Genomic DNA, 26303 nt, shown 5'->3' with positions numbered 1-26303 from the left:
CGGCGAACTCCGGCACCGACGGCGACGGCGACACCGACGGCGCGCGGACCGGGCGGGTCGGGTGGTGTTCCGCGGCGCTCGCGCGCCGGCCGGGCGGCCGGGCGGCGCCGGAGCGGGTGGTCAGGTCACGATCCCCGGCACCACGGTCAGCTGCTGGTAGCCGCCGCTGTCGTGGCGGACCGTCACCTTGGTCCGCCTGCCCGGCTTCACCCTGTCGACGGCCCGTGCGAGATCCGCCGCCGAGTCGATCCGGTCCCGGCCGAAGTGCAGGACGACGTCCCCGCGCACCAGACCGGCCGAGTAACCGGGGCCGGGCACGTGGACGGCGACGATCTCGGCGCCCGCCTTCTTCGCGTCCACGATCTCCACCCCCAGGGTGGCGTCGGCGGACGCCGGCGCCGGGGAGGCCGGCGCGGAGGGGCCCCGGCCGGCCGCCGGGGGTGCGACGCCCGGTGCGGCCCCGCCCGTCCGCCCCTGCGACTCGGCCAGTCGGCTCGCTCCGATCACGGTGGCGCCCACCGTGCCGAGGCCGACGCCGGACAGCACCAGGACCGTGCCGACGAACAGGGCGAACAGCGAGGTCACCAGACGCCGGCCGCGACGGCGGGCGGCGTGCGGATGGCGCGGCCGGCCGCACGCCGGGGTGCCGCCGGGCGGGGTGGCGCCGCCGGGCTCCTGGCCGGGCATGGGCTTGGGACGCAACGCGGTCTGTTCCATGGATCGCCTCCGGCTGGTGCTCTACCCGTCGCACCGCGGCGCCACGAGCCACGAACGAGTGAGACTGACCAGTCGTCGACAGCGGTACGGCGCCCGGGGGCGGGGTGGCCGGCTCACGCGCGCGGGGAGAGCGCGTCGCCGTCGGCTACGAAGGGCGGCTCACAACCGGCCGGCTCACGCGCGCGGGGAGAGCGCCGCGACCAGGGCCCGGGCCGCGCCCGTCGAGGTGGACGAGTTCCACCCGGTGGACGAGCCGCGGCGCGCCCAGCGGCACGGTCGCGGTGCCCGGGGCGCCTGCCGCCGCCGAGCGGGGCAGGAGGGTCAGACCGTGGCCGGCGGCGGCGAGCGCGGTCAGGACACGGACGTCGGTGCCGTCGTAACGCAGGGCCGGGCGGAAGCCGCTGCCGCCGTTCGCGGCGCGGAGCTGGGGCAGGGGCAGTCCCGTGTCGGGGGCGTCGATCCAGCGGGCGTCGGCGAGGTCGCCGAGGCGCAGGGCGGCGCGGCGGGCCAGGGGGTGGTCGGCGGGCAGCAGGACACCGACCGGCCCCTCACCGACGCCGTACGTGGTCAGCGGTGCCACGTCGGGCAGCGGAAGGGGGTCGCTGGGGGCGGCCAGCCCGTCGACGAGACCCAGGTCGGCGGTGCCCGCGGCGACCGCGGCGGGCACCTCGTCGCGGGCCAGCACGCGCAGCGTCACACCTGCGGGCGGCAGCGCGGCGAGGGCCGCGGCGGTGAGCGCGGTCGGGGAGGCGGCCAGCGTCAGACCGTGGTCGGGGGCCGTCCGTACGACGTCGGCGCGAGCCGCCGCCAGGCGCAGCAGCAGCGGTCCGGCGTGTTCGAGGAGCCGCTCACCCGCCGCGGTGGGGGCGACGGGGCGACGGGTGAGCAGCGGCGCGCCGAGGTCCTGTTCGAGGGCCGCGATGTGCTGGGACACGGCCGACTGGGTATAGCCGAGATCACGCGCCGCCTCGGAGAAGGAAGCGAGGCGGGCCACGGTGACGTAGGTGCGCAGGAGGTGCGGGTCCATGGCCACAGGTTGCATCAGTTCGGCTTATCGCGGGTGCAGGAATCATCGTTGGACGTGAAGTGCGGGCGGCTCCGAGGATGGACGCATGACCGACAGCCCCGCTCGGACCACCGGCACGGCCCGGATCGCCAAGGTCGCCCTGGTGGGCGACCACTCCCCGGACGTCGTCTCGCACACCCGGATCCCGCTCCTGCTCGACGCCCTCGCCACCCGGGACCGGCTGGTCCTGGACGCGTACTGGATCCCCTCGTCCGACGCGGAGGCCGAGGGCGCGGTGCGCGGCTTCGACGCGGTGTGGGTGGTGCCGGGCAGCCCGTACCGCAGCGAGACCGGTGTCCTGGCCGCCATCCGTACGGCCCGCGAGGAGGGCATCCCGTTCCTCGGCACCTGCGGCGGCTTCCAGCACGCGCTGCTGGAGTTCGCCCGCAACGCCTGCGGGCTGGCCCACGCGGCGCACGCCGAGAACGACCCCGCCGCCGAGGACCCCCTCCTGGGACCGCTCGCCTGCTCCCTGGAGGGCCACGAGGACACGGTCCTGCTGGAGCCGGGCTCGCTGGCCCACGCGGTGGTCGGCAGGGAGTCCACCGTCGAGCGCTACTCCTGCCGGTACGGCCTCTCCCGTCATTTCTCCACCCTGGTCGCGCACGGCCTGCGGTTCTCCGGCCGGGACGCGGCCGGCCAGGTCCGGACGGCGGAACTCCCCGGCCACCCCTTCTTCCTGGCCTCCCTCTTCCAGCCGGAGCTGTCCGGCGACGGCTCGCGCCCGCACCCCATGGTCCGGGGGCTGGCGCGAGCCGCGGTCGCGCACGCGGCGCGACGGTCGGCGGCGCGGCCGGTGTGACGCGCACACCGCGCCACGGTCGCGCGGCGTACCCGTGCGAGCGGTGACGGGGCGGCGACGGACGGGAGTTCGCGTGAGCGGCGGCGAACCGCCCCGCGGCGAGGGGCGGGCCGGGTGGGCGGTCAGCCGACCGGCAACGTGACGGCGGTCGGCCGGCGGTCGGGCATGAAGCCATGGGACCGGCGGGACAGATAGCCGGCCTTGTAACGGTCCACCACCCGATGCCAGTTCAGGATCCCGGCCATCCAGTTCTGCAGGTCCGTGACATATCCGCGCATCGCGTCACGGGCCTCCGCCGACAGGTCGAAGTCGTCGTACAGGACGGGCAGTTCGTGCGCGACGACGTGCTCGAACTGCTGCATGCGCTGGGTCATCAGGTCGTGGACGACGCCGAGCGCGGTCGGGTAGTCGCAGCCGAAGAAGTTCTGCACGACGAGGATCGCGTTGTGGATCTCGCCCTCGTACTCGATCTCCTTCTGGTACGAGAAGACGTCGTTGAGCAGGCAGGCGTAGTCGATGGCCGCGTTCTCCAGCGAGCGGACCGGGCCGCTGGCGTACACCTGCGGGGGGACCGCGGGGCCCTGGCCCATGCGGCACAGGCTCAGGGTGAGGTCGGATCCGAAGGTGGCGCGCCGCATCTCCAGGTAGTCGACGGGGTCGGGGATGCGGTTCTGGAGCTGGTTGGCCAGCTCCCACACCCAGCTCTCCGTCATGGTGTCGACCGCCGCGCGCAGGGTGCGTCGCTGGTCGGGGGTCATGTCGGCGGTCGTGCGCGCCCACAGGTCGATCAACGACCGTTCCATGGCGTTCAGGGGGACGAGGGTCTCCTCGCCCTCCACCGGCATGCAGGCCGAGAGGCGGGCCGTGGTCACCTTCGCGGCGGCCAGGTCCCGGCGGTTGCCGTACACCAGCGGGTAGTAGTCGTCGCCGTAGGTGCCGAACGCCAGCCACGAGGCGCTGAGGTCGAGGGCCTCCGGGGTGGCGTCGGGGTCCAGTCCGGCGGAGCACACCGCGAGGTCGCAGGAGGCGAGCTTGTCCTCGTCCCACACCCCCTCGGAGAGCATGCCCATCCGGCGCGTCCACTCGACCAGGTTGTGGCGGGCCCGGTCCAGGTGCGGGCTCAGCTCCACCCGGAAGGGCATGAGAAATTCGGGCAGGCGGGAAGGGCCGACCTTCTGGAACGGCACGTGCGTGTACACGCGCAGGCGTTCCGCGGCGGCCGAGGCGAGCAGGGCGCCGACGTCGGCGGCGGAGGTGCCGGGGTGGGTCAGCTTCTCCCAGGGCGAGGCGGCGGTGGCTCCCTTGTTCATGTAGCGGCTGGAGCGCATGTGCCACTCGTGGCCGCCGGACTGCCAGTCCTGGAGTCCCTTGGTGTAGGCGGCCACGGCGGCCACCTCGTCCGGGCGCAGGCCGTTCTCCAGGGCCAGCGCGGGCACTTCGGTCACGGCCGTGTGCTCGAACTGGTGGAGACGGGAGGTGAGGATGGAGTTGACGGTGTCGGCGGCCTCCTGGGTGGTGCAGCCGAAGAACGTCTCCAGGACGAGCACGCCGTTGCTCAACTCGCCCTCGTCCTCCACCTCGCGCTGGTAGGAGAACAGGTCGTTGCGCAGGTGCACGCCGTCGGAGAAGGTCTCCATCAGCACCCTCAGCGGCCGTGACCCGGCCACGGCGGCGGGCACTTCGGCGGTCGCGTACTCCACGAGCCCCGCCGACCACGGGGCGCCGCCCACCTTGCGGCGCATCTCGATGTACTCGACGGGGTTGGAGACCCGCCCCTCGTTGATGTTGGACAGCTCCCACATCGACTCGTTGAGGAGGTGCTCGGTGGCGACGGCGAAGCGGCGGCGCCAGTCGGCGGACATCGCCGGCACGGTACGTGCCCACAGGTCGGCGAGGCCCGCCTCTACCGGGTTCTCCGGCTCCGGCACCGGCGTCGACAGATCGAGCGGCATGAACAGCGGGAGCCGGTCGAGGTGGGCCTTGCCCGCCGCCCGGTCCGGGGTGCGTTTGAACATGTCGAGGAAGTGGTCGTCGAAGAAGAACACCCACACGTACCAGTCGGTGATCAGCGACAGGGCGGGGCCGTCGCAGTCGGGGTGGGTGTAGGCGCAGAGCAGGCCGTAGTCGTGCGCGTCGAGGTCGGCCTGCTCCCAGATCCCGGAGCCCTCCAGCATGCCCATCTCGCGCGCCCACCGCGTCGAGTGGGCGCGGGCCTCGTCGACGTGGGGGTTGAGCCGCGCGGGATACGGCATGTAGAAGTGCGGGAGTTCGAACGGCTGCGTCATGGCCGGGCCCTACCCGGGGGATTCGACCGTCATCCGCGGCGCGGCACATGATCACACCATCGCGTGAATCAGGGGTGAATCCTTGCGAATCGGGCGCCCTTGACAGCGGGCGGACGCGACGGTGCGCGCCGTGTTCACTTCCCGGTCTGGATCAGCGCGTGCGTCCCGCCGGTGCGCCAGCTCTGTCCCTCGGCGGCGGTCAGTTCTGCCTCCGTGCCGGCGGACAGGCCCGTGATCACCTCCGACTTCAGGGTGCGCAGGGCGACGACCGGCCCGGGGAAGTAGGCGGTCACGTCGGCGAAGGGGGTCGTCGGCGGCCAGCGCCGGTCGCCCACCAGGCGACGGTAGTTGAGGTCTCCCTTGACGATCGTCACCGCCGCGTCGGCGAACTCCGCCCGCAGTTCGTCGGGCATCCGCTCGTACGGCAGCGGGGCCGCGGCGAAGGGGTGCGCGCGCACCGTCAGCGTGCCGTCCGTCATGGCGGACCACAGCCGCCGCCCGTACCCGGCGGCCGCCCCGGGAGCGTCCGTCAGGCGGCGCAGGGCGTCGACGACGTCGGCGGTCGTGGCGTCCGAGACGTAGTAGGGGTACGGCTTCACGTGCAGCACGACCCGGCCGACCCGCCCGTGGGCGAGGAGATGGGCGGCGAGCAGCAGATCGGGGATCAGCTCCCGGCCGGCGTTGTCGGCGACCAGGCACAGGGTGCCGTCGGCGGTCCGCGGGGACGCCAGCAGCGCCCACAGGGTCCCGCTGTCGTCGGCGACGAGTGCGGGGACGGCGGCCCGGTCCTCCGCGCCCGCGTCGGACAGCCGGAAGCCGAGGTCGGCGCGGTTGCCCCACAGCGATCCGTGCAGCAGGGCCTGTGCCCGCTCCCGCACCGGACGGCCCTCCAATTCGTCCAACGCGGCAAGTTCCTCGTCGGTCTCGGGGGCGTCCAGTTCGGCCAGCTTGAACGGGCGGAACGGGTCCAGCCCCTGCCAGGGTCCCGGCCGGAAGTAGCCGACGGCTTCGAGGAGCAGGCGGTAGAAGTAGCTCTCCGACCACAGCCAGGGCACCTCGTACCAGGAGCGGCCCGCGTATGCGTCCAGCCCCCAGGCGCGCCAGCGGTCCCGGTCGTGCGCGTCGGCGGGGAGCGGCTCGATCACGCCGTCGGCGCAGTTCGCCAGCAGGACGTCCAGCGACCGCCGGACGTCCGGTCCGTAGGGGAAGGCGTCCCGCACCCGCCGAATGATCGCCGGGTGCCGCTCGGCGAGCACACCGCGCGGGAAGGAGCCGGGCTCGTCGCCGAGGATCACGGGCGGAAGGGGGGTGTCGGACATGCGGATCACGCTATCGCGGGAGGGGCGGGGCGCGAGGCAGGCGGACGGCGGGGGGGGGCGGCGCTGGGGTGCGGAGGCGGCAGGGGCGGCCTCGGGGTCCGGAGGCGGCGGGGGCGCCGCTGGGGTGCTGAGGCGAGGGCGGCCTCGGAGTGCGGAGACGGGGCGGCGCTGGGATGCGGAGGCGAGGGCGGCCTCGGGGTCCGGAGGCGGAGGGGACGCCGCTGGGGTGCTGAGGCGAGGGCGGCCTCGGGGTGCGGAGGCGGGGGCGGGGCGATCAGCGCGGTCAGTTCCGGATCGTCGGGGTGGCGGAGCGCGCGGGTACCGGCAGGTGCGGAACGGGTACGGGCGCGAGGCGAGGCAGGCGGACGGCGAGGGCGGCGGACGGGAACGGGCGCCCCGCGCATCCGGGCAGGGGCCGGGGCCGGCGCGGCGGAAACCCGGCGCGCGCGGAAGGCGGCGGCGGTTCAGACCGCCGCCATGACCTCCCGTTCCAGTCGGGCCGCGAGGCTCAGGTAGCGGGGGCGGCGGGGGACCGGGACCAGGCCGCGGATGAGGACGTGCCACATCTCGGCCATGCGGCGCGGGAGCCGGGCGCCGGGTTCGCGGGAGCGGCCGACCACGCGGGTGCCGACGAAGAAACAGACCAGGGAGTGGGCCACGGCGTCCACGTCGACGTCCGGATGGATGTCGGACTCCCGCACCGCGCCGACGAGCCGACGGGAGATCAGCTCCAGCCACTCGGTGAACGGGTGGGGCACGGGCGGCCGTACGGCGACGCCGCCGGTGGCCAGGCGCAGACCGGCGCGGGCGACCGGACCCTCGACCGACAGCCGCGCCATGCCGAAGGTGAGGCGCATCAGGGCCTCGAGGGAGGGGTAGCCGCGGTCGTCGATCTCACCGGCGACCCGGCGCGAGGCCTGGGACTGCAACTCCATGATGGCGTGGGCGAGATCCTCCTTGGCCGCGAAGTGGAAGTAGAGCGCGCCCTTGGTCACTCGGGCGTGCTCGACGATGTCACTGAGGCTGGTCGACTCGTAGCCGTTCCGGTCGAACAGATCGGCCGCGGCCCTGATGATCGTCGCGCGGGTCTGTTCCGCGCGTAGTTGCCTCGCCATCGGCTGGTCACTCCTGGGCGTAAAGAACGGGTCATGCCGTTTGTTTTTCACCCCCAGTAAACAACAGTTCACGATCCGGCGGTACCGACCAGACAGGCGAAGACGGTCGACTCGCCCTGCACGCCCACGACTTGCACATCGGTGCCGGGACCGTCCCTCGTCTCGATCCAGATGGGTTCGTCCAGCTCGCCGTACCGGTGGAAGACGGCGTGGTACGCGGTCGGCACCCGCTTCCCGGACGTCTCCAGCAGGACCGCCTGGCGGGCGGACTCCAGCAGGAGCATGCCGGGGACGTGGTCGAGCGGATGGTCGAAGAAAACGGGGTGCGCGGTATTTACTCGCAACTGCCAGCGGCCCGGGCGATCGGTCGGCGCGAGGACCACGTCCGTGGGCAGCGCCCGGTCGACGGTGTCGGCGGGCACGCCCGGCGGGACGGGCACGGCGGTCACGGTCTCCGGCGTACGCCCGCCGCGCAACCGTCGGTAGACGGGTCCGCTGACGCAGGCGAAGGCGACGTCCGCGGTGGCGACCCGGGTGGCGCCGCGCAGGACGTGCGCGGTGTAGCGGGCGGCGGCGGGGTGCCCGCCTCGGTACTGGACGTCGGTGAAGAGGAGTTCGACCTCGGGCTCGGCCGGCAGCGGACCGAGCGCCAACGTGCCGGGAACCGTGCTGACTCGGAACTCGTTGAGTACGAACTGCCGCTCCAACGGCACCTCGTACTCGGCATGAGCGACCAGGGTGCCGCTCTGCCGAATCGTTTCGACGACGAGCAGCGGGTCGTACGCGACCCAGTCGGGCGACACGTGCAACCCGTGTGCGCGCGGCCACTGGGCGGACACCGTGAACCGGTCGGCCCCGGTGCGCCGCCAGCCGGTGAGGAAGGTCTCGGCGACGGCGGCGCGGTGGACGAGTTGACGCGGGACGGTTGCGGTCAGGGACGGCGTGTCGGCAAGCTGCCGCGGTCGAGTCATCTCTCCCCCTACGGTCCCCCGAAGGCCACGGAGGACGGCGAACCGTCCGCTCGCTGAGCGTTAGAGTACGAGGCGACCGGTTTGTTTTCAATGAGATCAGTCGACGGCATCCTATGATCGGACCGACACCGCATCCGGCGGCGGGGACGGCCGACTCGGTGCCGTGAAAGGGCTCTCAATGGCGAAACAGGAGCGCGCGATCAGGACGCGCAGGGCGATCGTGGAAGCGGCGGGCGCGGTGTTCGACGAGCACGGCTACACCTCCACCACCATCGCCATGGTCCTGGAGCGCGCCCAGGTCACCAAGGGTGCCCTGTACTTCCACTTCGCGTCGAAAGAGGCCCTCGCGCAGGCCGTGCTGAACGAGCAGGTGCCCTTCGGGTCGGTCCCGCCGCAGCCGTGCAAGCTCCAGGAGATCGTCGACATGACCTTCGTGGTGGCGCGCCGGCTGCTGGACAACGCCCTGTTGCGGGGCAGCGTGCGCCTGGCCGTCGACCAGGAGACGCCGTCGGGGGTGGACCACGGCGAGCCGTTCCGGCAGTGGGCGCAGGCGCTCACCGAGCTGCTGGAACTGGCCCGCGAGCGGGGCGAGTTGCTGCCCACGATAAAGCCCGCGGAGACCGTCGAGCTGCTGGTGGGCGCCTTCACCGGCGTCCAGTTGATGTCCCGGGCGCTGTCCGACCGCGCCGACCTCGGTGACCGGCTGGCGGTGATGTGGGCGCACATCCTGCCCAGCATCGCGGTGCCCGGCCTCCTCCCCGGCCTCGACGCCCGCGCCGACCGCGGCGCCCGGGTGCTGGCGTCGCTGGAGCAACGCGTCGCGTCCTGACCCGGCGCGTGCCGCCCGCGGTCGGCGGTCGTGCAGTCGAGGAGGGTGACGTGCGGCGGGCCGGTCGGTGTCCATCCACACCGGCCGGCCCGCCCGTTCGTGCGGCCGGAGGACCGCCGCTGTGTACGGCCACGCGGCTGGGGCCCCTCGTCCGGATCAGGCCGGGCTCGCGGGTCCGGCACCGCGCCTCGCCGCGTCGGAGTCGGTCCGCGGGGCCCCGCCCCGGCTCCCTCCTCCGCCTTGCGACGCACGCCACCGGACCCCGCTCCCTGATCCGGCCGATCCGAACGAAAGCCCCTAGAAGGTCAGCTTCCAGCTGTTGAGCCGGCCGGTGTCCTGCGCGGCCACGTCCTGCACCCGCAGCTTCCAGGTGCCGTTGGCGACCTCGCCTGAGGCGTTCACCGAGTAGGTGGCGACGACGTTGTCCGCGGAGTCCGAGGTGCTGGACGCCTTGAGGCGGTAGGCCGTGCCGTCGGGGGCGACGAGGTCGACGACCAGGTCGCCGCGGTAGGTGTGGGTGATGTCCACGCCGACCTGGAGGGCCGTGGGCGCGTTGCCGGTGCGGCCGGTGACGGCGATCGGGGACTCGACGGCCGACCCGTTGTCCGGGATGCCGACCGCGGTGGTGCTGGTGAAGGTGGTGCCCCCCGTGGAGCCGCCGGAACCGCTCACCGCCTGCACCGTCCTGGCCGCGTCCGCCAGACCCGCGCCGCAGCCGCCGGAGCAGGCGCCGGGCAGGGCACGGGCGTTGCTCTTGATGGCCGTCTCGATCTGCGCGGGGGTCAGCGAGGAGTTCGCCGACTTCATCAGCGCGACGAGGCCCGCGATGTGCGGGGTGGCCATGCTGGTGCCCTGGTAGTAAGCGTAGGACTCCGTGGACGCCGTCTTGGTGCCGGAGTTCAGGGTGGACAGGATGCCGTTCGCGGTGCCGGTGCTGGTCTGGCCTCCGGGCGCCGAGATGTCCACGAGGGAACCGTAGTTGGAGTACGAGGCCTTGGCGCCGGTGCGGCTGGTCGCGGCGACCGAGATCACGTTGTTGCAGTTGCCCGGCGAGTGGTTGGCGACGTTGTCGTTCTCGTTGCCGGCGGCCACGGCGACGGTCGTGCCCCGGCTCACGGCCGCGTTGATCGCGCTCTGGGTGGCCGAGGTGCAGGCGCCGTCGCCGCCCAGGCTCATGTTGATGACCTTGGCGACGTTGGTGTTGGCGGGAACGCCGGAAACCGTGCCGCCGGACGCCCAGGTGATGGCGTCGATGATGTCGGAGTCGTAGCCGCCGCACTTGCCGAGGACGCGGAGCGGGGAGATCTTCGCGCCGTGGGCGATGCCCGCGATGCCCTTGCCGTTGTTGGTGACGGCGGCGATGGTGCCGGCCACGTGGGTGCCGTGCCAGGAGGAGTTGCTCGCCGGGACGCCGGAGCCGCACTCGTTGGCCGCGTAGTAGTCGCCCGGGTCGGCGGGGTTGCCGTCACGGCCGTCGCCGTCCACCGACACGGCGGTGTCGGCGATGAAGTCGTAGCCGCCGACGATGTTCGCGGCGAGGTCGGTGTGGGCGACGTACCCCGTGTCGATGACGGCGACCGTCACGCCGGTGCCGGTCGCGGTGGACCAGGCGGCGGGCACGTTCATGCCGGCGGTGGCCTCGAACAGGTCCCACTGCTTGGCGTACTCGGTGTCGTTCGGGTCGGCCTTCGCGGTGTTCAGACGGTCCGGTACGACATAGGCGACCTGCGGGTCGGCCCGGTACTCGGCGACGACGTCGGCGACGTCCGCGCCGGTGAGGCCGGAGCCCAGGTCGACCAGGGCGGCGCCGGTGCCGAGGCGGCGCGTGAAGTCGACGTCCTCGCCGGCCTCCTCGCCCTTGGCGGCGGCGTCGGCCTCGGCGGCCCGGTTCGACCGCGCCTCCTCGGCGCCGGACCGGTAGCCGACGATGAGGCGCTCGGCCGGGGTGCCGGGCGCGGCCTCGGTCTGGGCGGCGGGCACGGCGGACGCCGCCGGCTCGCCGCCCGGCGACGCGGCGGAGGCGGCGGTGGGGGCGGCGAGGAGGGCCGCGGAGACCGCGGCGACGGATATCAGCTTCCGTCCGAGAGCGGGTGAGGTGCGCATGGGGCGTGCCTTTCGTGGCCGGCTCCGGGCAGGGGGGAGCCTCGGTCGATTCGCTTCGTCGTCGAAGCGGCGGGGGTGAATCGAGGAGCAACGCGATGGCCGGCCTGGCGGGCTGCCGCCCCAGGGGTTACCTGTGGGTCAGCTGTGCTGGAACGATAGGCAGGGCGCCTGTTCCCCGGATACGGGGGAAACCCTCGATCCGGCTGGAACGGCACCCTTGACAGCGGCAAGTGGACGGTGAATGACCGGGTTTGCTCGGGAGACGTCCGGTAGGTCGGCGTGGTGAACGCGCCGGGCCGCCGCCGCGTACTGCACGTCGACACCGTTCCCGCGCCGGCCGGAGGAGACGTCCCCGATGCGCCGCACGACCGCACACCGCACCGCCGCCCTGGCGGCCACCGCCCTGAGCCCGCTCCTGCCGGCGCTGCTGTGGGCGGCGGCACCGGCGCAGGCGCACGGCGCGCCCACGAACCCGGTCAGCCGGGTCTACGCCTGCTCCCCCGACGGCGGTTCCGCGTCCGGGTCCGCCGCCTGCCGGGCCGCCGTGGCCGCCAACGGAGCGCCCTTCACGGCCTGGGACAACCTGCGGGTGGCGAACGTCGGCGGCCGCGACCGGAGCACGATCCCCGACGGGCGGCTGTGCAGCGGCGGTCTGCCGGCCTACCGGGGGCTGGACCTCGCGCGCCCGGACTGGCCGTCGACCCGCCTGACGCCGGGCGGCACGCTGCGCATGACGTATGTGTCGACGATCCCCCACACGGGCAGCTTCACGTTCTATCTGACGAAGCCTGGCTATGACCCGTCACAGCCGCTGACCTGGGACGACCTGCCCGAGCGGCCGTTCGCGGAGGTGACGGACCCGGCGCTGCGGGACGGCGCCTACCGGCTCACCGCCGAACTGCCCGCCGACCGCACGGGGCGCCACGTGCTGTACACGGTCTGGCAGAACAGCAGCACGCCCGACACCTACTACTCGTGCTCGGACGTGGTGTTCCCGGAGAAGGCCGCGGCGGCGTCCTCGCCGTCGGCGGCCACGGCCGTCGCGTCGGCGAAGCCGCCGTCCGCCGCCCCTTCCGTCCCGGCCGGTACGGCGACCGCGGGCAGGACGTCCGCCGCCCCCGCGCGGGGGGCGGCGGCGTCCGGCGCACCGGCCGCCGCGACGCCCGTGGGCACCCCGGTGGCGTCCGCCTCCGGGGCCGGCTCCGGGCCGTCCGCGCCTCTGCTGGCGGGTGGCGCCGCGGCGGTGCTGGTGCTCACCGGCGGCGCCACCCTGGTTCTGCGCCTGCGACGGCGCTGAATCCGGTTCCTCGGTCTCCGGCCCGCCGCGGCACCGGTTCCCGAGCCGGTTTCCCGGTCCTTTCCTCGGTGGTGGTCAGTTGACGGTGACGACGGCGCCCGCGTCGGTCACCGGGGCGTACTTGGCGGTGAAGTAGCCGTTGGCGAAGCACAGCGACGAGCCGGACGACTTGGTGAAGTGCTGGGCGGTGAAGGTGATGCTGTTGCCGGTGTTGCTCGCGACGCCGGTCAGGCTGGGCGCCTGGTAGACGCAGTTGATGCTGCCGAGGAGGGTGCGCAGCACGACCGTCGTCTGGATGGTGGAGCCGGCCGCCGGGGTCACCGTGACGGTGCCGCCGGAGGACACGGCCGTGGAGTACGCGAGGTTGTTGACCGTGACGCTGGTGACGCCCATCACGCCGACGACGTTCGCGGAACAGCTGCCGAAGGTGTGGCCGGTGAGCGACTCGGAGGCCGTGCCGGGGGCGGCGGGGTTGTTCGTGACGGTGGCGGTGAAGCCGGAGTTGGCGCAGGTGACGCCGCTGGTGCCGGTGGCGGAGGAGTAGAGGGTGGCGTTGGTGCCGGCGGCGAGGGAGGCGGTGAGGACGTCACCGACCGCGATGTCGCCGTTGGCGGTGGTGAGGACGGCCGGGCCGGCCGCGGATGCCGGGGTGACCGCCGTCAGCGAGAGGGCGGCGACGGTACCGGCGAGGGCGAGGAGAGGGCGAGTGCGCATGCGGGTGCCTCGTTTCTCGAGTGGGGGTGTCTCGGAGGTGTTCCGAGGGGTGTGCTCAGGGGAGTTGCGGGACGCGAGTCGACTCCCGACCGGTGCCGGCCCGGAACGCCTTCTCCGTACGTGTCGGACCGGCGGTGGCGGTCGGCGGCGGGCACGGCCGGCAGGGGGAAGCGGCCGTGGCGGCGCCTGATGGGAGTCGGACTCGGGGCGCGTGAGGGCCCGTGCTGGATGCCCGGGCGGGTGGTACCCGTACTGACAGGAGGTCCGGCCGTCGGTTTCGGGTGACGGCCGGACCGGGGGTCCGGGAGCGCGGAGATCGGCTCGCCGCGCTGCGGATCCGGCGCCACGGATCCGGGCTGAGTCACCGAGAGTTGTAGACCTGATGGTCCGTCACAGTCAAGGGTTTGTACGGAAGTTGATGACTGTGCAGATATATGCGAACGGACCGGCGAACACACCGGCCGACAGGCGGCACACTTCGCACACTCTTTTTCCACATCTCCCTTGACCCTGTGGTGTAACCATCGGTAACTTCCTCGTCGGCTACTGACGCGTAACGAGAAAGCCCTTGCGGCTTCCGGGAGTTGCGAGGAGACGTGCGCGGCAGCCGCTGTCCGCGCCAGGACAACACGCCACTGAAGCCCAACCCGCATGACTATGCCCATGGGAGCAGACATGGCCTCGTCCTCGGACGTCACGTCGTCCGCCGAGAACACCCCCGGGAACCCGGAAAGCGGTTCCGCAGACAGGCGCGGCCGAGTCCGGCTGCGTCGGGCCGCCGTGATGGCCGTGCCCGCGACCTTCGCCGCCGCCGGCCTCGCGGTGCTCACCGCCCAGGGAGCCCTGGGCGTGCAGTTCGCGATCTCCGGCATGCCGTTCGTGGTGACCGCCGACAAGCTCGAGGGAAACGGATTCGCGCAGTTCGGATCGCTGGACCACATGATCGAGAACAGCCCCAACGAGGGGGACACCGGCGGTCAGGTCCTGGTCGTCACCTCGGTGGTGAAGTCGGGCAAGCTCACCAGCCTGTGCCAGAGCGTCGACCTCGGCGGCATCCAGCTCGTCCTCACCGCCGGCGACAAGGGCACCAAGGTGAGCGTGGAGAACCTGGCCATCGACTCGGACGACATCACCGGCGACGCCGCGTTCACCAACATCGAGATCGGCCGCGACGCCAGCACCTTCGACAAGGTCGACACCCGCGGCATGCCGGGCGTCTACGGCCAGCAGGCGGAGAAGGTCGTCATCAACAACCTGTACCAGCACAACTACGCCGCCACCGCGGCCGTGTTCAAGCTGCCCGACCTGCACATGCGGTTCGGGGGCGAGGGCTGCCCGCGGTGAACCGCTTCCGACGATGGACCGCGCGACGGCCCTTCCCGGGCGGGCTGCTGCTCGTCCTGGGCGGCGCGGAGATCCTGGTGACCATGAAGGCACCGCTTCCGGTGATCCTTCACATCGGCGCGCAGGGCCTGGCCGGCTATCTCCTGCCGACCCTGATGGTGCTGATCGGGCTGCTGATCCTCTTCAATCCGACGCAGCGGCTGTTCTACTCGATCATCGGCGTCCTGCTGTCCCTGGGGACCTGGCCCACCTCCAACCTCGGGGGCTTCTTCGTCGGCCTGCTCCTCGGGGTCGTCGGCAGTTGCCTGGCCTTCGGGTGGCTGCCGGACCAGGAGGGGCGCGGCGCCCGCAGACAGCGGCGCAAGGAGGAACGGGCGGCCGGCCGGCCGCCGTTGACGCGGGCCGGAAAGCCCGCCTGAGCGGATGTCCGTCGGGCTCCGCACGGGGGCCGGGAGCGATCACCGTCGAGGGAGATCGCTCCCGGCCCCTTCCCGTCGGTGCCGCTACGGCGTGGCGGCGGCCGTCGCCGCGCGCAGTACGGCGACCGTCTCGGGGTGCGGTCCCCGCTCCGCCCACTCCAGCGGTGTCCAGCCGGTGCCCCGGTCCTCGCGCAGGCCCGGGTCGGCGCCGTGGGCGAGCAGGACGCGGACCGTCTCGGTGTGCCCCCAGCAGGCCGCGGCGCACAGCGGGGTGCCCTCGGAGCCGGCTCCGGCGCTCTCCGCGTCGGGCGGGGCGCCGGCCTCCAGCAGGCGGCGGACGATGCCGGCGTTGCCGTGGACGGAGGCGAGGTACAGCGCGGTGGTGCCGTCGCGGTCGGCCGCCGCCGGATCGGCGCCGGCCCGCAGCAGTGCGTCGACGCGGGAGGCCTCGTCGAGCAGTGCCGCGAGGACGAGTTTCGTGGCCAGTTTCTTCTGGCGCCGCCTGTTCATGATCGGCCAGGGTAGCCGGACGGCGGCGCCGACCCTCACAACTGGGCGAGCAGCGGCAGCAGTTCGGCCGCCGCGGTCACATCGCCGGTCAGCGGGCGGTCGTCCGTGCCGTCGGGGAGGGCTGCCGCCGCCACCGTGAAGGCGGCCACCGAAGGGGGCACGGGGTGCATCCTCGCCGCCCGGACGGCGGCCACCAGTTCACAGCCGAGGACCGTGCGGTACGCCCGCGCCGCGCGCAGGGTCTGGCGGGCGGCCTGGCCGGCGAAGCTGGCGGCCTCCTCCAGTCCGTGCGAGAGGACGGCGTGCCCGACGGAGGCCGGAGCGGTGCACGCACGCAGCTCCGCGAGCGCGGAGTTGGCGGTGTACTCCAGGATCATCGTCCCCGAGCTGCTGGCCGGGCCGGCGGCGAGGAACGCCGACAGGCCGGTGAGACCGGGATCGCCGAGTGCGGCCAGGCGGGCCGCCGAGAGCTGGGCGGTCTGGAGCAGCGTGAGGTTGAGCGCCTCCAGTGCGTGGCCCAGGGGCGCGGCGAAGAAGCCGCCGTGGTGATGGGCCGCGGTGCCGTCGAGGGCCAGAAGGGGGTTCTCCGAGGGGCAGTTGATCTCCACTTCGACGACCTCGCGCAGTCGCTCCGCCGCGTCCAGGGCACAGCCGTGGACCTGGGGGAAGGCCCGGAAGCCGTACGGGTCCTGGATACGGCGCCCGGAGCCCTCGGGCCGGTCGGGCAGTCCGAGCAGCCGCCGCACCTCCCCCGCCGCACGGACGGCGCCGGGGTAGGGCCGCAGGGCGTGCACGGGCGCGGCGTACGCCTCGGCCGAACCGGAGACCGCGGCCAGTGCCAGAGCGGCCACGGCGTGCGTGGCCCGCAGCGACCGGTCGACCTCGTGCCAGCCGAGCGCGGCCTGCCCCAGCGCGAGCGCGTTGCTGCTGAGCAACGCGAGCGCGTCACCGGGGCGCAGGACCACCGGGGCGGGGAGGGGTCGGGACCCGGGGCCGCTCCGTGCCGCGTGCGTCTGTCGTGCCGGGCTCCGTCCACCGCGGGCGGGGACGCCGACGGCCGCCGTCCCGGCGGACGGGGACCCGCCGTCGCGTGCCGTACCGGCTCCCGCCGGCCGGACACCGGGCGCGCCGCCGCGGGGCGCGCAGTCGCCCCCGGTCAGCTCCGTGGGCGGGGCGGAGGGGTTCCGGGAGGCGGGGTCCGCCCCCGAGGGACGGGACGGGGACCCGCTGTCAGCCGGCGGACCGCCGCCGTCGGACGGGCCGCGGTCCGCGGGGACGTCACCGCCGCCGCCCACGATCGCCACGTACCCGCCGCCGGGGCGGGCCTCGGGCGCGCTGCCCGTCCGGGTCGGCCCGTCCGCGCCGTCCGGGTCGTTCGGCCGGCTGTCCAGCCAGGGCCGTTCGCCCAGCAGGGTCAGGCCCGTCTGGGCCAGGGCCGTCAGGTCGCCCGTGCCCACCGAGCCGTACTCGTTGACGGCCGGGTGGACGCCCAGGCGGAGGGCCTCGACGAGGGCGTCGACGAAGCCGGGGTGGATGCCGGAGCCGCCGGCCAGAAGCTGGTTGGCGCGGATCGCGAGCATCGCGCGGATCTGGCGGGCGGGCAGCAGCGCCCCCGCGCCGCCGGCGTGACTGCGCAGGACGCGCAGGCCGTGCGCGGTCTCGTCGTCCGCGTCGACGGACACCGCGCGGTGGGCGCCGACGCCGGTGCCGCGGCCGTACAGCCGCCCGGTGGCGGCCAGCCGGCGTCCGGCGTGGAAGGACCGTACGGCCCGTTCGCGGGCCTCGGGGGCCGTCACGGGCACCGCCGCACCGTCGGCGAGCGCGATCAGCCCGCCGACGGTGAGGGTGGTGCCGTTCAGGACGACCGGAGGTGCTGTGGTGTCCAACGCGGTCGGGTCAGCCCAGGCCGACGGACTTCAGCCAGGCCTTGGCGACGTCCAGCGGGTCCTTGCTCTCCAGCTGCACCTGGGAGTCCAGGTCCAGCAGGGTCTTGGTGTCGAGCTTGGCGGAGACCGCGTTGAGCGCGTCGACGCCCTCCTTCGAAAGCCCGCTCTTGTAGACCAGCGGGGTCACGTTGGCGAAACCGAAGAGGTTCTCCGGGTCCTGGAGGACGACGAACTTCTCCTTGGTGATGGTCGGGTCCGTGGTGAAGATGTCCGCGGCCTGCACCGTGTTCTTCTTCAGCGCGGCCTGGGTCAGCGGGCCGCCGGCGTCCAGCGCCTTGAACGTCTTGAACTTCAGCCCGTACACCGATTCCAGGCCGACCATGCCCTGCTGCCGGGTCTGGAACTCGGGCGAACCGCCGAGAACCAGGTCGGGGGCGATGTCCTTGAGGTCGGCGAGGGTGGACTGCGCGGTGAGGTCGTACTTCTCCGCGGTGTCCGCGTTGACCGTGACGGAGTCCTTGTCCTCGGCGGGCGAGGACTCCAGCAGGGTCAGCTTGGGGTCGAGCTTGGCCTTGGCCGCGGCGTTGACGGCCTCGAGCGACTTCTGCTCGGCCTTGGCGTCGAGGTACGCCAGCAGCGAGCCGTTGTACTCGGGCAGGACGGTGATGGAACCGTTCTTGAGCAGGCCGTACGTGGTCTCACGGCTGCCGATGTTGGGCTTGTAGGACACCTTGATGTCCTTGGCCTTGAGGGCCTCGCCGTAGATGTCGGCCAGCAGGATGCTCTCGGCGAAGTTGTTGGAGCCGACGACGACGGTGTCACCGGCCGCCTTGTCCTCGGAGAGCGGGTCGTCGTCGGAGGAGGAACAACCCGCCAGCAGGGCCGTCATCGCGGCGAGCGCGACGGCCGCCGCGCCTGGGTGGTTCCTGAAGGACCTGCTGCTGTGGGCGTTGGAAGTCACGTCTGCCGTTCCGGGATCGGAGGTTGGTGGAGAGAACGAACGCTCCACCTGATCCAATCCAGCGCGTTCTCAGTCAGTCAAGTGCAACCGGGTCACCGATTGGCTTCGATGCGCGGGCGGTTGTGTTGGTTTGTGAAGGAGAAAAGGCCAGTTGGACACCCGGGGGACGACGCTTTGTAATGGATTCTTGACGTGGGGCCACGCGCTTGATCGATCGAAGAGGCGATAGTCTCGCCGGAGTTGGCGTCGGCCACAGCGGTGTGCGGGGGCCGCTCGGGTGCCGTGACGCATCATTCGTGGTGATGTCGCGCGTCCGGCCGTGGGGCCACAGACGTCGATCACGATCGGACAGAAGCGTGCGTCGCGCGGTGCGCACGACCTCATGAAGGAGGCCTGGTGTCCACGACCGAGGTGGACGCGCCCTCCCCCCGTCCCTCGGCTTCGCACGAGCGGCACGAGCAGGGGGGACCCCGACGGTCGGCCGTCTCGTCCGTACGCCGGGGTCTGCGGGGTTTCGCCGACAGGTGGCCCTTCCAGCGCAAGCTCAACATCCTCGTCGGCGTCCCGCTGACGGTGATCGCCCTGCTGCTGACGTGGGTCATCGCCGACCTGGTGCAGGAGTCCAACCACTCCGAGTCGGCGGCCCAACTGGTCCGGGACAGCGCCGAGGTCGCCCAGCTGGTCGCCGACGTGCAGGCCGAGCACCAGCAGGCCGTCCTGCTCTCGGTGCGGTACGAGGCGTCGTTCGACGGGGGGACGCCCTCCACCTCCGCCTACCGGATCGCCCAGCTCGCCGTCGACACGCAGATCCAGAAGGTGCGCGACACCTTCGGCGACCGGCTGCCGGAGACCGAGGGGCAGGCGCTGCGCGAGATCGAGGGCCTGGCCGGCCTGCGGGACACCATCGAGCAGGGCTATCTGCCCGCCGACAACATCGACCCGGCGTACTCGGGCGCCGCCGACGGACTCATCGACGGCCTCGGCCTCGACCGCAACACCTCCCTCGCCACCACCTTCACCGGCAGCCTCCTCGACTCGCTGCTGCGCGCCGACGCCGCCCACGGCGCCTACGAGACCGGCGTGTTCTCCGCGCGGACCGGTGACAGCAACGCCCTCATCGAGTTCACCGGCGCGGTCGGCTCCCACGAGCTGTACACGTACCAGGCCGAACGGTTCGCCCGGTTCGCCACCGAGGCGCAGACCGACCTGCTCGGCGACATCGAGCACAACCCGGCGCAGGCCGTCATCGGCCAGCACTACGCCGAACTCGCCGTGGACCCGAGCGAGTTGCAGGCCGAGTCCAAGCAGGAGATCCGCGTCGCGTTCCGCGAGGCGCTGGACTCCTACCACCGGTACAACGAGCAGGCCGAGACCCGGCTGGAGATCACCGGCTCGCTCATCGACCAGATCGCCGACCGTGCCGACTCAGCCGCCTCCAGCGCCGAGTGGCGCGCGGGTCTGCTGCTGAGTCTGGCGCTGCTGGGCTTCGCCGTCTGGATCGCGCTGGCGGCCCTGGTGCGCCGCTCCGTGATCCGTCCGGTGCTGGCCCTGACGGGGGCCGCGCAGGAGGTCGCCGACGTCGCCGGGCGCGAGCTGGCCCGGGTGGCCGACGACGACGCCGAGGAGAGCGGGCCGCCGCGGCTGCGCGAGCTGCCGGTCACCGCCGACGACGAGATCGGGGCCCTCGCGGAGGCCCTCAACAACGTCCAGACGACCGCGGCCGCACTGCTGGAGCGTCAGGTGCTCAGCCGGCGCAACGTCGCCGAGATGTTCGGCAACGTGGGACGACGCGTCAGCAATCTGACGACGCGTCAGCTCGCGTTGATCGACGCGGTGGAGCGCGGCGAGACCGACCCGGCGCTGCTCGAACGCCTCTACTCCATCGACCACATCGCGGTCCGGCTGCGCCGCAACGCCGACAGCCTGATGCTGCTGGCCGGAATCCGCGAGACCGTACTCGACTCCGGTCCGGCCGCCCTCACCAACGTGGTCCGCGCCGCGCTCGGCCAGATCGAGGGCTTCCAGCGCGTGCAGCTGTACGCCGGCACCGAGGTCATGGTCGAGCCCGACATCATCGGCGATCTGACCCTGATGATCGCCGAACTCCTGGAGAACGCCGTGTCGTTCTCCCCGGAGGGCAGCCCCGTCGAGGTACGCGTCCGGCCCGGTGACGACGGCGCCACGATCACCGTCGCCGACCACGGCCTGGGCATGAGCGCCGAGCGGCTCGCCGAGGAGAACGCCCGCCTGGTGCGCCGCGAACGCCTCGACCTCGTCCCGACCAAGGTGCTGGGCCTGTTCGTGGTCGGCGCGCTGGCCCGCCGCTGGGAGGTCGACGTCACCCTCACCCGCACTCCGGGCGGCGGCGTGACGGCGGAGGTCGCCATCCCCTCGGCCCTGCTGCTGACAATGAGCGGCGACGCCCTCCAGGGAGCGGCGCCGGCGACGGCGGCGCTGCCGTCCGGTACGACGGCGGGTACGGCGCCCGCCGCGACGGCCGCACCGACGGGGGCGCCGGACTCCCCCACCACGGCGGCCCCGGCCCCGGCCGGCGGCCCCTCCCGGGCGGCGTCCGTGCCGGCCTGGGCGACGGCCGACGCCCAGGACCCGGTACCGCTCCCCCGCCGGGTGCCCCGACGCGAGCAGGCCGGGGCCGAGGAGAAGGTTCCGCTCCTCCCCGGCCCCCGCACCGAGGAACCGACGGTCCACGACCGTACGGCGGAACCCGCGCCGCCCGCCCGTACCGAGCGCTCCGGCGCCGAGCCGACCCACGGCGCCGTACGCCCCGAGGCCCGCGTCGGGGACAGCGTGCCGGGCGCCGAGGAGCCCGCGGCCCGCACCCACCACGACCGGGGCCACGACCGCGGCCCCGGCGACGCGACGCGCCCGGCGGCGGATCCCGCACCCGACGGCGCCCGCCCGCTCCGCCGCCGGGTCCGCGGGGCGACCCTGCGGACCACCGCGGAGGCCGCCGTCCAGCAGGCCGCGCGTCGGCCCGCGCCCCCGCCCGCCGATGCGGACGCCGTCCGCAGCGCGCTGGAGGAGTTCGAGGCGGCCGTGGAACGCGCCCACCGCGACACCGGCGAGCACCCTCGCCCCCTCACCGACGACGGGTCCGCCCGCCCCGGTGAGGCCGGACACGACGACCGTGGAACCGGCCACCGCACCGACGACCGGAACACCACGAACCACCAGAACCACCTCCCGGAAGGAGCCGAGCAGTGAGCACGTCGACAGGTGGCACTCCCGCGGGAGACGCCACGCCGACCGATCTGCGGGCAGCCGCGGCCGACTTCACGTGGCTGCTCAGCCGTTTCGCCACCGAGACGGCCGGGGTGGTGGACGCCATCGCGGTGTCCACCGACGGCCTGCTGATCGCCGTGTCGGAGCTGCGCGAGCACGCCGACTCCGAACGGCTGGCCGCGATCGTCTCCGGCATCACCAGCCTGGCCGCCGGCGCCTCCGGCAACTACGGCCTGGGCGCCCTGAACAAGGTCATCATCGACCTGGAGGGCGGCCATGTGCTGGTCTCCGCGATCGGCAGCGGCGCCGTGCTGGGCGTGGTCACCGACAAGGAGGCCAAGCTGGGCAACATCGCCTACGAGATGACCGTGTTCGCCAACCGCGCCGGCACCGCGCTCAGCCCGCAGCTCGTGCTGGAGCTGAAGAACAGCGTCGGCGCCACCAGGTCGCGCTGAGCGTTCGCCGCCGGTCCAGAGAGGAAACCCACCACCGATGGCGGACGGCCGCACTCCGCGCGGCGCCGGCGAGGACGGCGTCACACCCGTCGGCCCGGCGTCCGCCGTCCGGCCCTTCCTGGTCACCGCCGGCCGGGTGGCGGGCGCGGGCGAGGCCGCGACCGGCCGCCCGATGCCCGTGGAGACCCAACTGGTGGCCACCGCCGCGGGGCTCACCGCGCTCGACCGGCTCTCCTTCGAACAGCACGACATCGTCGCCGCCTGCCGGCAGCCGCAGTCGATCGCCGAGATCGCGGCCCGGCTGCGGCTGCACCTGAACGTGGTGCGGGTCCTCGCCGAGGACCTGCGCGCGGCCGGGCAGCTGTCGGTGCACGTGCCCGACTCCGGCGTCACCCATGACGCGTCCGTCCTGCGCAGGGTTATCGATGGCCTGCGGGCCATCCCCGACTCCCGGGGGGTACTCCGTGACTCCGACTGAACCGCTTGTCGGCCGATTCGCCGGTCAGGCCGCCGTACGGCCGCCGCTGCCGGTGAAACTGGTGATCGCGGGCGGCTTCGGCGTGGGCAAGACCACTGCCGTCGGCTCGATCTCCGAAATCGAGCCACTGACCACCGAGGCCGCCATCACCGAGGTGGCGGCGGGGGTGGACGACCTCAGCCACACCCCGCGCAAGACCACCACCACGGTCGCGATGGACTTCGGCTGCATCACCATCGACCCGACCCTGAAGCTGTACCTGTTCGGCACGCCCGGACAGGAGCGGTTCGGGTTCATGTGGGACGACATCGTGGAGGGCGCGGTGGGCGGGCTCGTCATCGTCGACACCCGCCGCCTCGACGACTGCTACGCCGCGGTCGACTACTTCGAGCACCGGCGGATCCCGTTCGCCGTCGCCGTGAACGCCTTCGACGGTCAGGTCGAGCACGGCCTGGACGAGGTCCGCTGGGCCCTCGACGTGTCCGAGGGCGTCCCAGTCCTGGTCTTCGACGCCCGCGAGCGCGGCTCGGTGCGGGACGCGCTGCTGGTGGTGCTGGAGCAGGCGCTGGCACGGTCGCAGGGGTGACGGACCCGCCGGTCCGAGCGGCTCGGCGCCACCCGGGGCCCCACCGCTCGGCGCCGCCCCTCGGCTCCGCGCTCGGCGCCGCCGCTCGCCGCCATCGCTCGACGCCGTCCCTCGGCTCCACCGCGAGGGCCCGGTTGTCGGCGGCCGAGCCGCTACGCGTTTCCGCGCACCCCCGGTGACACCGTCGCCTTGCCGACCGCCCAGAACACCGCGAGGGTGGCCAGGGCCATGCCGGCGGTGAGGGTGGCGCCGCCGACGACCTTCTCGTAGTCGCGCTGGTAGAGGCCGTCGATGATGTAGCGGCCGAGGCCGCCCAGGCTGACGTACGCCGCGATGGTGGCGGTGGAGACGATCTGGATGGCGGCCGAGCGCAGGCCGCCGAGGATCAGCGGGAGGGCGACCGGCAGTTCCACCTGGAGGAGGATCCGGGTCTCCGCCATGCCCATGCCCCGTGCGGCGTCCACCGGGGACGGGTCGACGGAGCGCATCGCCTCGTAGGTGGTGACCAGGATGGGCGGGACGGCGAGCACGACCAGCGGGATCATCACGGGCAGCATGCCGAAGCCGAGGAGCATCGTCATCAGCACCAGCAGACCGAAGGTGGGCAGGGCCCGGCCGGCCGTGGCGATGAGGGAGAGGGCGTTGCCGCCGCGGCCGTAGTGGCCGGTGACCAGGCCGACCGGCAGTCCGATCGCGGCGGCGAAGGCGAGCGCCTCCAGCGTGTACCCGAGGTGTTCGCTCAGGCGGGTCGGGATGCCGTCGTAGCCCTGCCAGTGGGCGCTGTCGCCGAAGAAGGCGCTGACGAAGTGGAGTACGTTCACCGGGCTGCGTCCTTCAGGGCGGGCTCGGCCGCCAGGGGCCGGGCTCCGGTGGGTCCGGGGGCCGGGCGGCGGCCGGCACCGCTCGGCATCCAGGGGGTGAGCAGGATGCGTACGACGACCAGGGCGACGTCGGCGAGCATCGCCAGGACGGCCATGGTGATGACGGCGTTCCAGGCGAGTTCGGGACGGTTGTAGATGGTGGCGTCGTGCAGGAGGTTGCCGAGGGCGCCCTGGTTGCCGATCAGGGTGCCGACGCTGACGAGGCTGATGCTGGAGACGGTGGCCACCCGCAGTCCGGCGATGATCGCGGGCACGGCGATGGGCAACTGCACCTGGAGATAGCGGCGTACCGGCCCGAAGCCCATGGCGGTGGCCGCGGCGAGCGTCTCCTGCGGCACCGAGCGCACCGCGTCGACGATCGCGGGGACCAGCACGACCAGGCTGTACACGGTCAGCGGGATCATCACGGTCAGCTCGGTCTGGCCGGTGTAGTCGATGAGCACGACGAAGAAGGCGAGCGACGGGATCGCGTAGAGCACGGTGGTCACCCACAGCACCGGCGCGTACAGCCAGCGCAGTCGCACGCAGAGCTGGCCGAGCGGGAGGGCGAGGAGCAGGCCGGCCAGGACCGGCAGCAGCGCCTCGCGCAGATGCAGTCCGATCAGCCCCCACCAGCTGTGCTGGAGGTCGCTGGGAATGTCGAAGAAGCCGCTCATCGCAGGGCCTTGGGCCGGCTGACGCTGTCCTCGTGGGCCCCGCGGATCGCCTCGCCGATGCTCTGCTGGGAGACGACTCCGGCCACCCGGCCCTCGCCGTCCACGGCGACCGCCCAACCGGTGGGCGAGAGCACGGCGCAGTCGAGGGCGGCCCGCAGCGAGTCCTGTCCGGCCACGAACGGGCGCCCGTGGGACAGCAGTCGGCTCCCGTCGATGCCGCCCGCGGTGAGCCGGTCCGGCTCGCTCCAGCCGAGGGGCCTGCCGTCGAGGTCGGTGACGAGGAGGTAGGGCGCCCCGGCGCCGGCGCGGGCGCCGATCTGCTGGGCGGTGGCGTCGACGGCGACGATCGGCGCGGTGAGCAGGTCGAGTCCGGCGGAGGAGAAGAACGACAGGCGCCGGATGCCGCGGTCGGCGCCGAGGAAGTCCTCGACGAACGCGTCGGCGGGGTTCGACAGGAGTTCGGCGGGCGGCGCGAACTGGGCGAGGCGGCCACCGGTGCGCAGTACGGCGACCATCGTGCCGATCTTGACGGCCTCGTCGATGTCGTGCGTGACGAAGACGATGGTCTTGCCCAACTCGTCCTGAATCCGCAGAAGTTCGTCCTGGAGGCCCTTGCGGACGACGGGGTCGACGGCCGAGAAGGGCTCGTCCATCAGCAGGACGGGCGGGTCGGCGGCGAGGGCGCGCGCGACACCGACGCGTTGCTGCTGTCCACCGGAGAGCTGGTAGGGGTAGCGCTTGGCGAGCGAGGCGTCGAGGCCGACGCGTTCCATCAACTCGCGGGCGCGGGCACGGGACTTGTCCTTGCTCCAGCCGAGCAGCCGGGGCACGGTGGCGATGTTGTCGACGATCGTGCGGTGCTGGAAGAGACCGGCGTTCTGGATGACGTAACCCATCGAGCGCCGCAGGGTGTTGACCGGCTGCCGGCGGCTGTCGACGCCGTCGATGTGGATGGTGCCCTCGCTCGGCTCGACCATCCGGTTGATCATGCGCAGGGTCGTCGTCTTGCCGCATCCCGAGGGGCCGACGAGGACGGTGATCGCGCGGTCCGGTATCTCCAGGGAGAGGCGGTCGACCGCCACCGTCCCGTCCGGGTACCGCTTGGTGACTGAATCTATCCGTATCAAGGCGCCGAATACCCTTCGGGTCTGGCCGTGTCCGCCCGCTCTCGACCACACGGGTTCCGAGCCGTTGCGGGGAGAGTCTAAACCGCTCGTGTTGCGGGGGTTTTGACGGGCGGTACGGGTTTCCCCGCGGCCCCTCACCGGATCGGCGGGCTCCCGGCCGAGCGGCTGTGCGGACACCGCGCGGGCGTGGTGTCCCGCGCTTCTCGGCTCACCGGGTCGGGTGGTGGGTGGGCGAAGGCGCGGGGGTTCTCGCGCGAAGCCCCCGGGGCCGGGACGGGAAGCGGCGGCGGGGCACCACCCACGCCGCCCACGCCGCGCCCCACCCGAGCCCCCACACCGCGACCACCAGCACCCCCACCCCTACGCTCACGCCACCCACACCCTCGCCCGCACGTCCCCGCTCACGCCGCCACCCCGACCCGGCTCACGCCACCCACACCCTCGCCGCACGTCCCCGCTCACGCCGCCACCCCGACCCGGCTCACGCCACCCACGCCCCCGCCGCACGTCCCCGCTCACGCCGCCACCCCGACCCGGCT

The 26303-nt window shown here is 73.2% G+C and carries 23 protein-coding genes; 9 read left to right on the top strand and 14 right to left on the bottom strand.

Features of this window, described 5'->3' with window-relative positions; translation table 11 throughout:
- Positions 1–120: 120 nt before the first annotated feature.
- Positions 121–717 (bottom strand): PDZ domain-containing protein, encoded by a 597-nt coding sequence (locus tag ACFYO5_RS11600; RefSeq protein ID WP_388707266.1) that lies wholly within the window; start codon positions 715–717, stop codon positions 121–123.
- Between the two features lie 145 nt (positions 718–862).
- On the bottom strand, positions 863–1744 hold the full coding sequence (locus ACFYO5_RS11595) for a LysR family transcriptional regulator (protein WP_388707263.1): 882 nt from the start codon (positions 1742–1744) through the stop codon (positions 863–865).
- An 85-nt stretch (positions 1745–1829) separates the two neighbouring features.
- On the opposite strand from ACFYO5_RS11595, the gene ACFYO5_RS11590 reads away from it, so the two are divergent.
- On the top strand, positions 1830–2585 hold the full coding sequence (locus ACFYO5_RS11590; RefSeq protein ID WP_388707260.1) for a hypothetical protein: 756 nt from the start codon (positions 1830–1832) through the stop codon (positions 2583–2585).
- 122 nt (positions 2586–2707) lie between these two features.
- On the opposite strand, the gene cyc2 is transcribed toward ACFYO5_RS11590, so the two are convergent.
- From cyc2 to ACFYO5_RS11570, 4 genes are all read right to left on the bottom strand, one after another.
- The gene (gene cyc2 / locus ACFYO5_RS11585) at positions 2708–4870 is read right to left on the bottom strand and encodes a germacradienol/geosmin synthase Cyc2 (protein WP_388707257.1); all 2163 of its coding nucleotides are present in this window, start codon (positions 4868–4870) and stop codon (positions 2708–2710) included.
- Between the two features lie 134 nt (positions 4871–5004).
- Positions 5005–6189 (bottom strand): damage-control phosphatase ARMT1 family protein, encoded by a 1185-nt coding sequence (locus ACFYO5_RS11580; RefSeq protein WP_388707254.1) that lies wholly within the window; start codon positions 6187–6189, stop codon positions 5005–5007.
- A 464-nt stretch (positions 6190–6653) separates the two neighbouring features.
- Complete coding sequence (locus ACFYO5_RS11575) at positions 6654–7304, bottom strand: ScbR family autoregulator-binding transcription factor (protein WP_356562436.1); 651 nt, start codon at positions 7302–7304, stop codon at positions 6654–6656.
- A 68-nt stretch (positions 7305–7372) separates the two neighbouring features.
- Positions 7373–8275, bottom strand: a complete 903-nt coding sequence (locus ACFYO5_RS11570; RefSeq protein ID WP_388707250.1) for a ScbA/BarX family gamma-butyrolactone biosynthesis protein — start codon at positions 8273–8275, stop codon at positions 7373–7375.
- Between the two features lie 178 nt (positions 8276–8453).
- Between ACFYO5_RS11570 and ACFYO5_RS11565 the strand changes: the two genes are divergently transcribed.
- Entirely contained in the window at positions 8454–9104 is a 651-nt protein-coding gene (locus ACFYO5_RS11565) for a ScbR family autoregulator-binding transcription factor (protein ID WP_356562432.1), read from the top strand.
- Positions 9105–9401: 297 nt separating this feature from the next.
- On the opposite strand, the gene ACFYO5_RS11560 is transcribed toward ACFYO5_RS11565, so the two are convergent.
- Entirely contained in the window at positions 9402–11207 is a 1806-nt protein-coding gene (locus ACFYO5_RS11560; RefSeq protein WP_388707248.1) for a S8 family serine peptidase, read from the bottom strand.
- 355 nt (positions 11208–11562) lie between these two features.
- Between ACFYO5_RS11560 and ACFYO5_RS11555 the strand changes: the two genes are divergently transcribed.
- Positions 11563–12504: a lytic polysaccharide monooxygenase gene (locus ACFYO5_RS11555; RefSeq protein WP_388707246.1), complete on the top strand. Its 942-nt coding sequence runs from the start codon at positions 11563–11565 to the stop codon at positions 12502–12504.
- Positions 12505–12579: 75 nt separating this feature from the next.
- Here the strand turns inward: ACFYO5_RS11555 and ACFYO5_RS11550 are convergent, their stop codons facing one another.
- Complete coding sequence (locus ACFYO5_RS11550) at positions 12580–13218, bottom strand: Tat pathway signal sequence domain protein (protein WP_356562426.1); 639 nt, start codon at positions 13216–13218, stop codon at positions 12580–12582.
- A gap of 675 nt (positions 13219–13893) precedes the next feature.
- Between ACFYO5_RS11550 and ACFYO5_RS11545 the strand changes: the two genes are divergently transcribed.
- Complete coding sequence (locus ACFYO5_RS11545) at positions 13894–14562, top strand: DUF6230 family protein (protein WP_356562668.1); 669 nt, start codon at positions 13894–13896, stop codon at positions 14560–14562.
- Positions 14559–14981: a DUF6114 domain-containing protein gene (locus ACFYO5_RS11540; RefSeq protein WP_388707243.1), complete on the top strand. Its 423-nt coding sequence runs from the start codon at positions 14559–14561 to the stop codon at positions 14979–14981. Before ACFYO5_RS11545 ends, ACFYO5_RS11540 begins: the two co-directional genes overlap by 4 nt.
- 84 nt (positions 14982–15065) lie before the next feature.
- Here ACFYO5_RS11540 and ACFYO5_RS11535 read toward each other — a convergent pair whose 3' ends face one another.
- From ACFYO5_RS11535 to ACFYO5_RS11525, 3 genes are read right to left on the bottom strand one after another with little or no spacing between them, the layout of a single operon-like run.
- Positions 15066–15491 carry an ankyrin repeat domain-containing protein gene (locus ACFYO5_RS11535; RefSeq protein ID WP_388707240.1) on the bottom strand — a complete coding sequence of 142 codons (426 nt, stop codon included), beginning with the start codon at positions 15489–15491 and terminating at the stop codon, positions 15066–15068.
- Between the two features lie 35 nt (positions 15492–15526).
- Complete coding sequence (locus tag ACFYO5_RS11530; RefSeq protein ID WP_388707238.1) at positions 15527–17377, bottom strand: aromatic amino acid lyase; 1851 nt, start codon at positions 17375–17377, stop codon at positions 15527–15529.
- A 10-nt stretch (positions 17378–17387) separates the two neighbouring features.
- Positions 17388–18338 (bottom strand): ABC transporter substrate-binding protein, encoded by a 951-nt coding sequence (locus tag ACFYO5_RS11525; protein ID WP_356562418.1) that lies wholly within the window; start codon positions 18336–18338, stop codon positions 17388–17390.
- A gap of 396 nt (positions 18339–18734) precedes the next feature.
- Between ACFYO5_RS11525 and ACFYO5_RS11520 the strand changes: the two genes are divergently transcribed.
- The 4 genes from ACFYO5_RS11520 to ACFYO5_RS11505 are packed head-to-tail and all read left to right on the top strand — an operon-like array spanning position 18735 to position 23100.
- A complete protein-coding gene (locus ACFYO5_RS11520; protein WP_388707235.1) occupies positions 18735–21563 on the top strand; it encodes an ATP-binding protein in 2829 nt (942 codons plus the stop codon).
- On the top strand, positions 21560–22036 hold the full coding sequence (locus ACFYO5_RS11515) for a roadblock/LC7 domain-containing protein (protein ID WP_356562415.1): 477 nt from the start codon (positions 21560–21562) through the stop codon (positions 22034–22036). The genes ACFYO5_RS11520 and ACFYO5_RS11515 overlap by 4 nt, the downstream gene beginning before the upstream one ends.
- Before the next feature lie 37 nt (positions 22037–22073).
- On the top strand, positions 22074–22514 hold the full coding sequence (locus ACFYO5_RS11510; RefSeq protein ID WP_356562411.1) for a DUF742 domain-containing protein: 441 nt from the start codon (positions 22074–22076) through the stop codon (positions 22512–22514).
- Complete coding sequence (locus ACFYO5_RS11505; protein ID WP_356562409.1) at positions 22501–23100, top strand: ATP/GTP-binding protein; 600 nt, start codon at positions 22501–22503, stop codon at positions 23098–23100. The genes ACFYO5_RS11510 and ACFYO5_RS11505 overlap by 14 nt, the downstream gene beginning before the upstream one ends.
- A gap of 152 nt (positions 23101–23252) precedes the next feature.
- Here ACFYO5_RS11505 and ACFYO5_RS11500 read toward each other — a convergent pair whose 3' ends face one another.
- From ACFYO5_RS11500 to ACFYO5_RS11490, 3 genes are read right to left on the bottom strand one after another with little or no spacing between them, the layout of a single operon-like run.
- Positions 23253–23921, bottom strand: a complete 669-nt coding sequence (locus ACFYO5_RS11500; protein ID WP_356562407.1) for an ABC transporter permease — start codon at positions 23919–23921, stop codon at positions 23253–23255.
- A complete protein-coding gene (locus tag ACFYO5_RS11495) occupies positions 23918–24637 on the bottom strand; it encodes an ABC transporter permease (RefSeq protein ID WP_388707231.1) in 720 nt (239 codons plus the stop codon). Before ACFYO5_RS11495 ends, ACFYO5_RS11500 begins: the two co-directional genes overlap by 4 nt.
- Positions 24634–25764, bottom strand: coding sequence for an ABC transporter ATP-binding protein (locus tag ACFYO5_RS11490; RefSeq protein WP_388707228.1), 1131 nt, complete (start codon positions 25762–25764; stop codon positions 24634–24636). The genes ACFYO5_RS11495 and ACFYO5_RS11490 overlap by 4 nt, the downstream gene beginning before the upstream one ends.
- Positions 25765–26303 lie beyond the last annotated feature (539 nt).

The organism is Streptomyces sp. NPDC006259 (assembly GCF_042870975.1).
In the GTDB taxonomy this organism is placed as follows: Bacteria; Actinomycetota; Actinomycetes; order Streptomycetales; family Streptomycetaceae; genus Streptomyces.
The sequence above is the reverse complement of the archived record's forward strand: the minus strand, read 5'-3'. Positions and strand labels throughout refer to the sequence as shown.

Bases quoted from the DNA above. Each gene is read 5' to 3' on its own strand.
- ACFYO5_RS11600 (WP_388707266.1), bottom strand. From the start codon at position 717: ATGGAACAGACCGCGTTGCGTCCCAAGCCCATGCCCGGCCAGGAGCCC.
- ACFYO5_RS11595 (WP_388707263.1), bottom strand. From the start codon at position 1,744: ATGGACCCGCACCTCCTGCGCACCTACGTCACCGTGGCCCGCCTCGCT.
- ACFYO5_RS11590 (WP_388707260.1), top strand. From the start codon at position 1,830: ATGACCGACAGCCCCGCTCGGACCACCGGCACGGCCCGGATCGCCAAG.
- cyc2 (WP_388707257.1), bottom strand. From the start codon at position 4,870: ATGACGCAGCCGTTCGAACTCCCGCACTTCTACATGCCGTATCCCGCG.
- ACFYO5_RS11580 (WP_388707254.1), bottom strand. From the start codon at position 6,189: ATGTCCGACACCCCCCTTCCGCCCGTGATCCTCGGCGACGAGCCCGGC.
- ACFYO5_RS11575 (WP_356562436.1), bottom strand. From the start codon at position 7,304: ATGGCGAGGCAACTACGCGCGGAACAGACCCGCGCGACGATCATCAGG.
- ACFYO5_RS11570 (WP_388707250.1), bottom strand. From the start codon at position 8,275: ATGACTCGACCGCGGCAGCTTGCCGACACGCCGTCCCTGACCGCAACC.
- ACFYO5_RS11565 (WP_356562432.1), top strand. From the start codon at position 8,454: ATGGCGAAACAGGAGCGCGCGATCAGGACGCGCAGGGCGATCGTGGAA.
- ACFYO5_RS11560 (WP_388707248.1), bottom strand. From the start codon at position 11,207: ATGCGCACCTCACCCGCTCTCGGACGGAAGCTGATATCCGTCGCCGCG.
- ACFYO5_RS11555 (WP_388707246.1), top strand. From the start codon at position 11,563: ATGCGCCGCACGACCGCACACCGCACCGCCGCCCTGGCGGCCACCGCC.
- ACFYO5_RS11550 (WP_356562426.1), bottom strand. From the start codon at position 13,218: ATGCGCACTCGCCCTCTCCTCGCCCTCGCCGGTACCGTCGCCGCCCTC.
- ACFYO5_RS11545 (WP_356562668.1), top strand. From the start codon at position 13,894: ATGGCCTCGTCCTCGGACGTCACGTCGTCCGCCGAGAACACCCCCGGG.
- ACFYO5_RS11535 (WP_388707240.1), bottom strand. From the start codon at position 15,491: ATGAACAGGCGGCGCCAGAAGAAACTGGCCACGAAACTCGTCCTCGCG.
- ACFYO5_RS11510 (WP_356562411.1), top strand. From the start codon at position 22,074: ATGGCGGACGGCCGCACTCCGCGCGGCGCCGGCGAGGACGGCGTCACA.
- ACFYO5_RS11495 (WP_388707231.1), bottom strand. From the start codon at position 24,637: ATGAGCGGCTTCTTCGACATTCCCAGCGACCTCCAGCACAGCTGGTGG.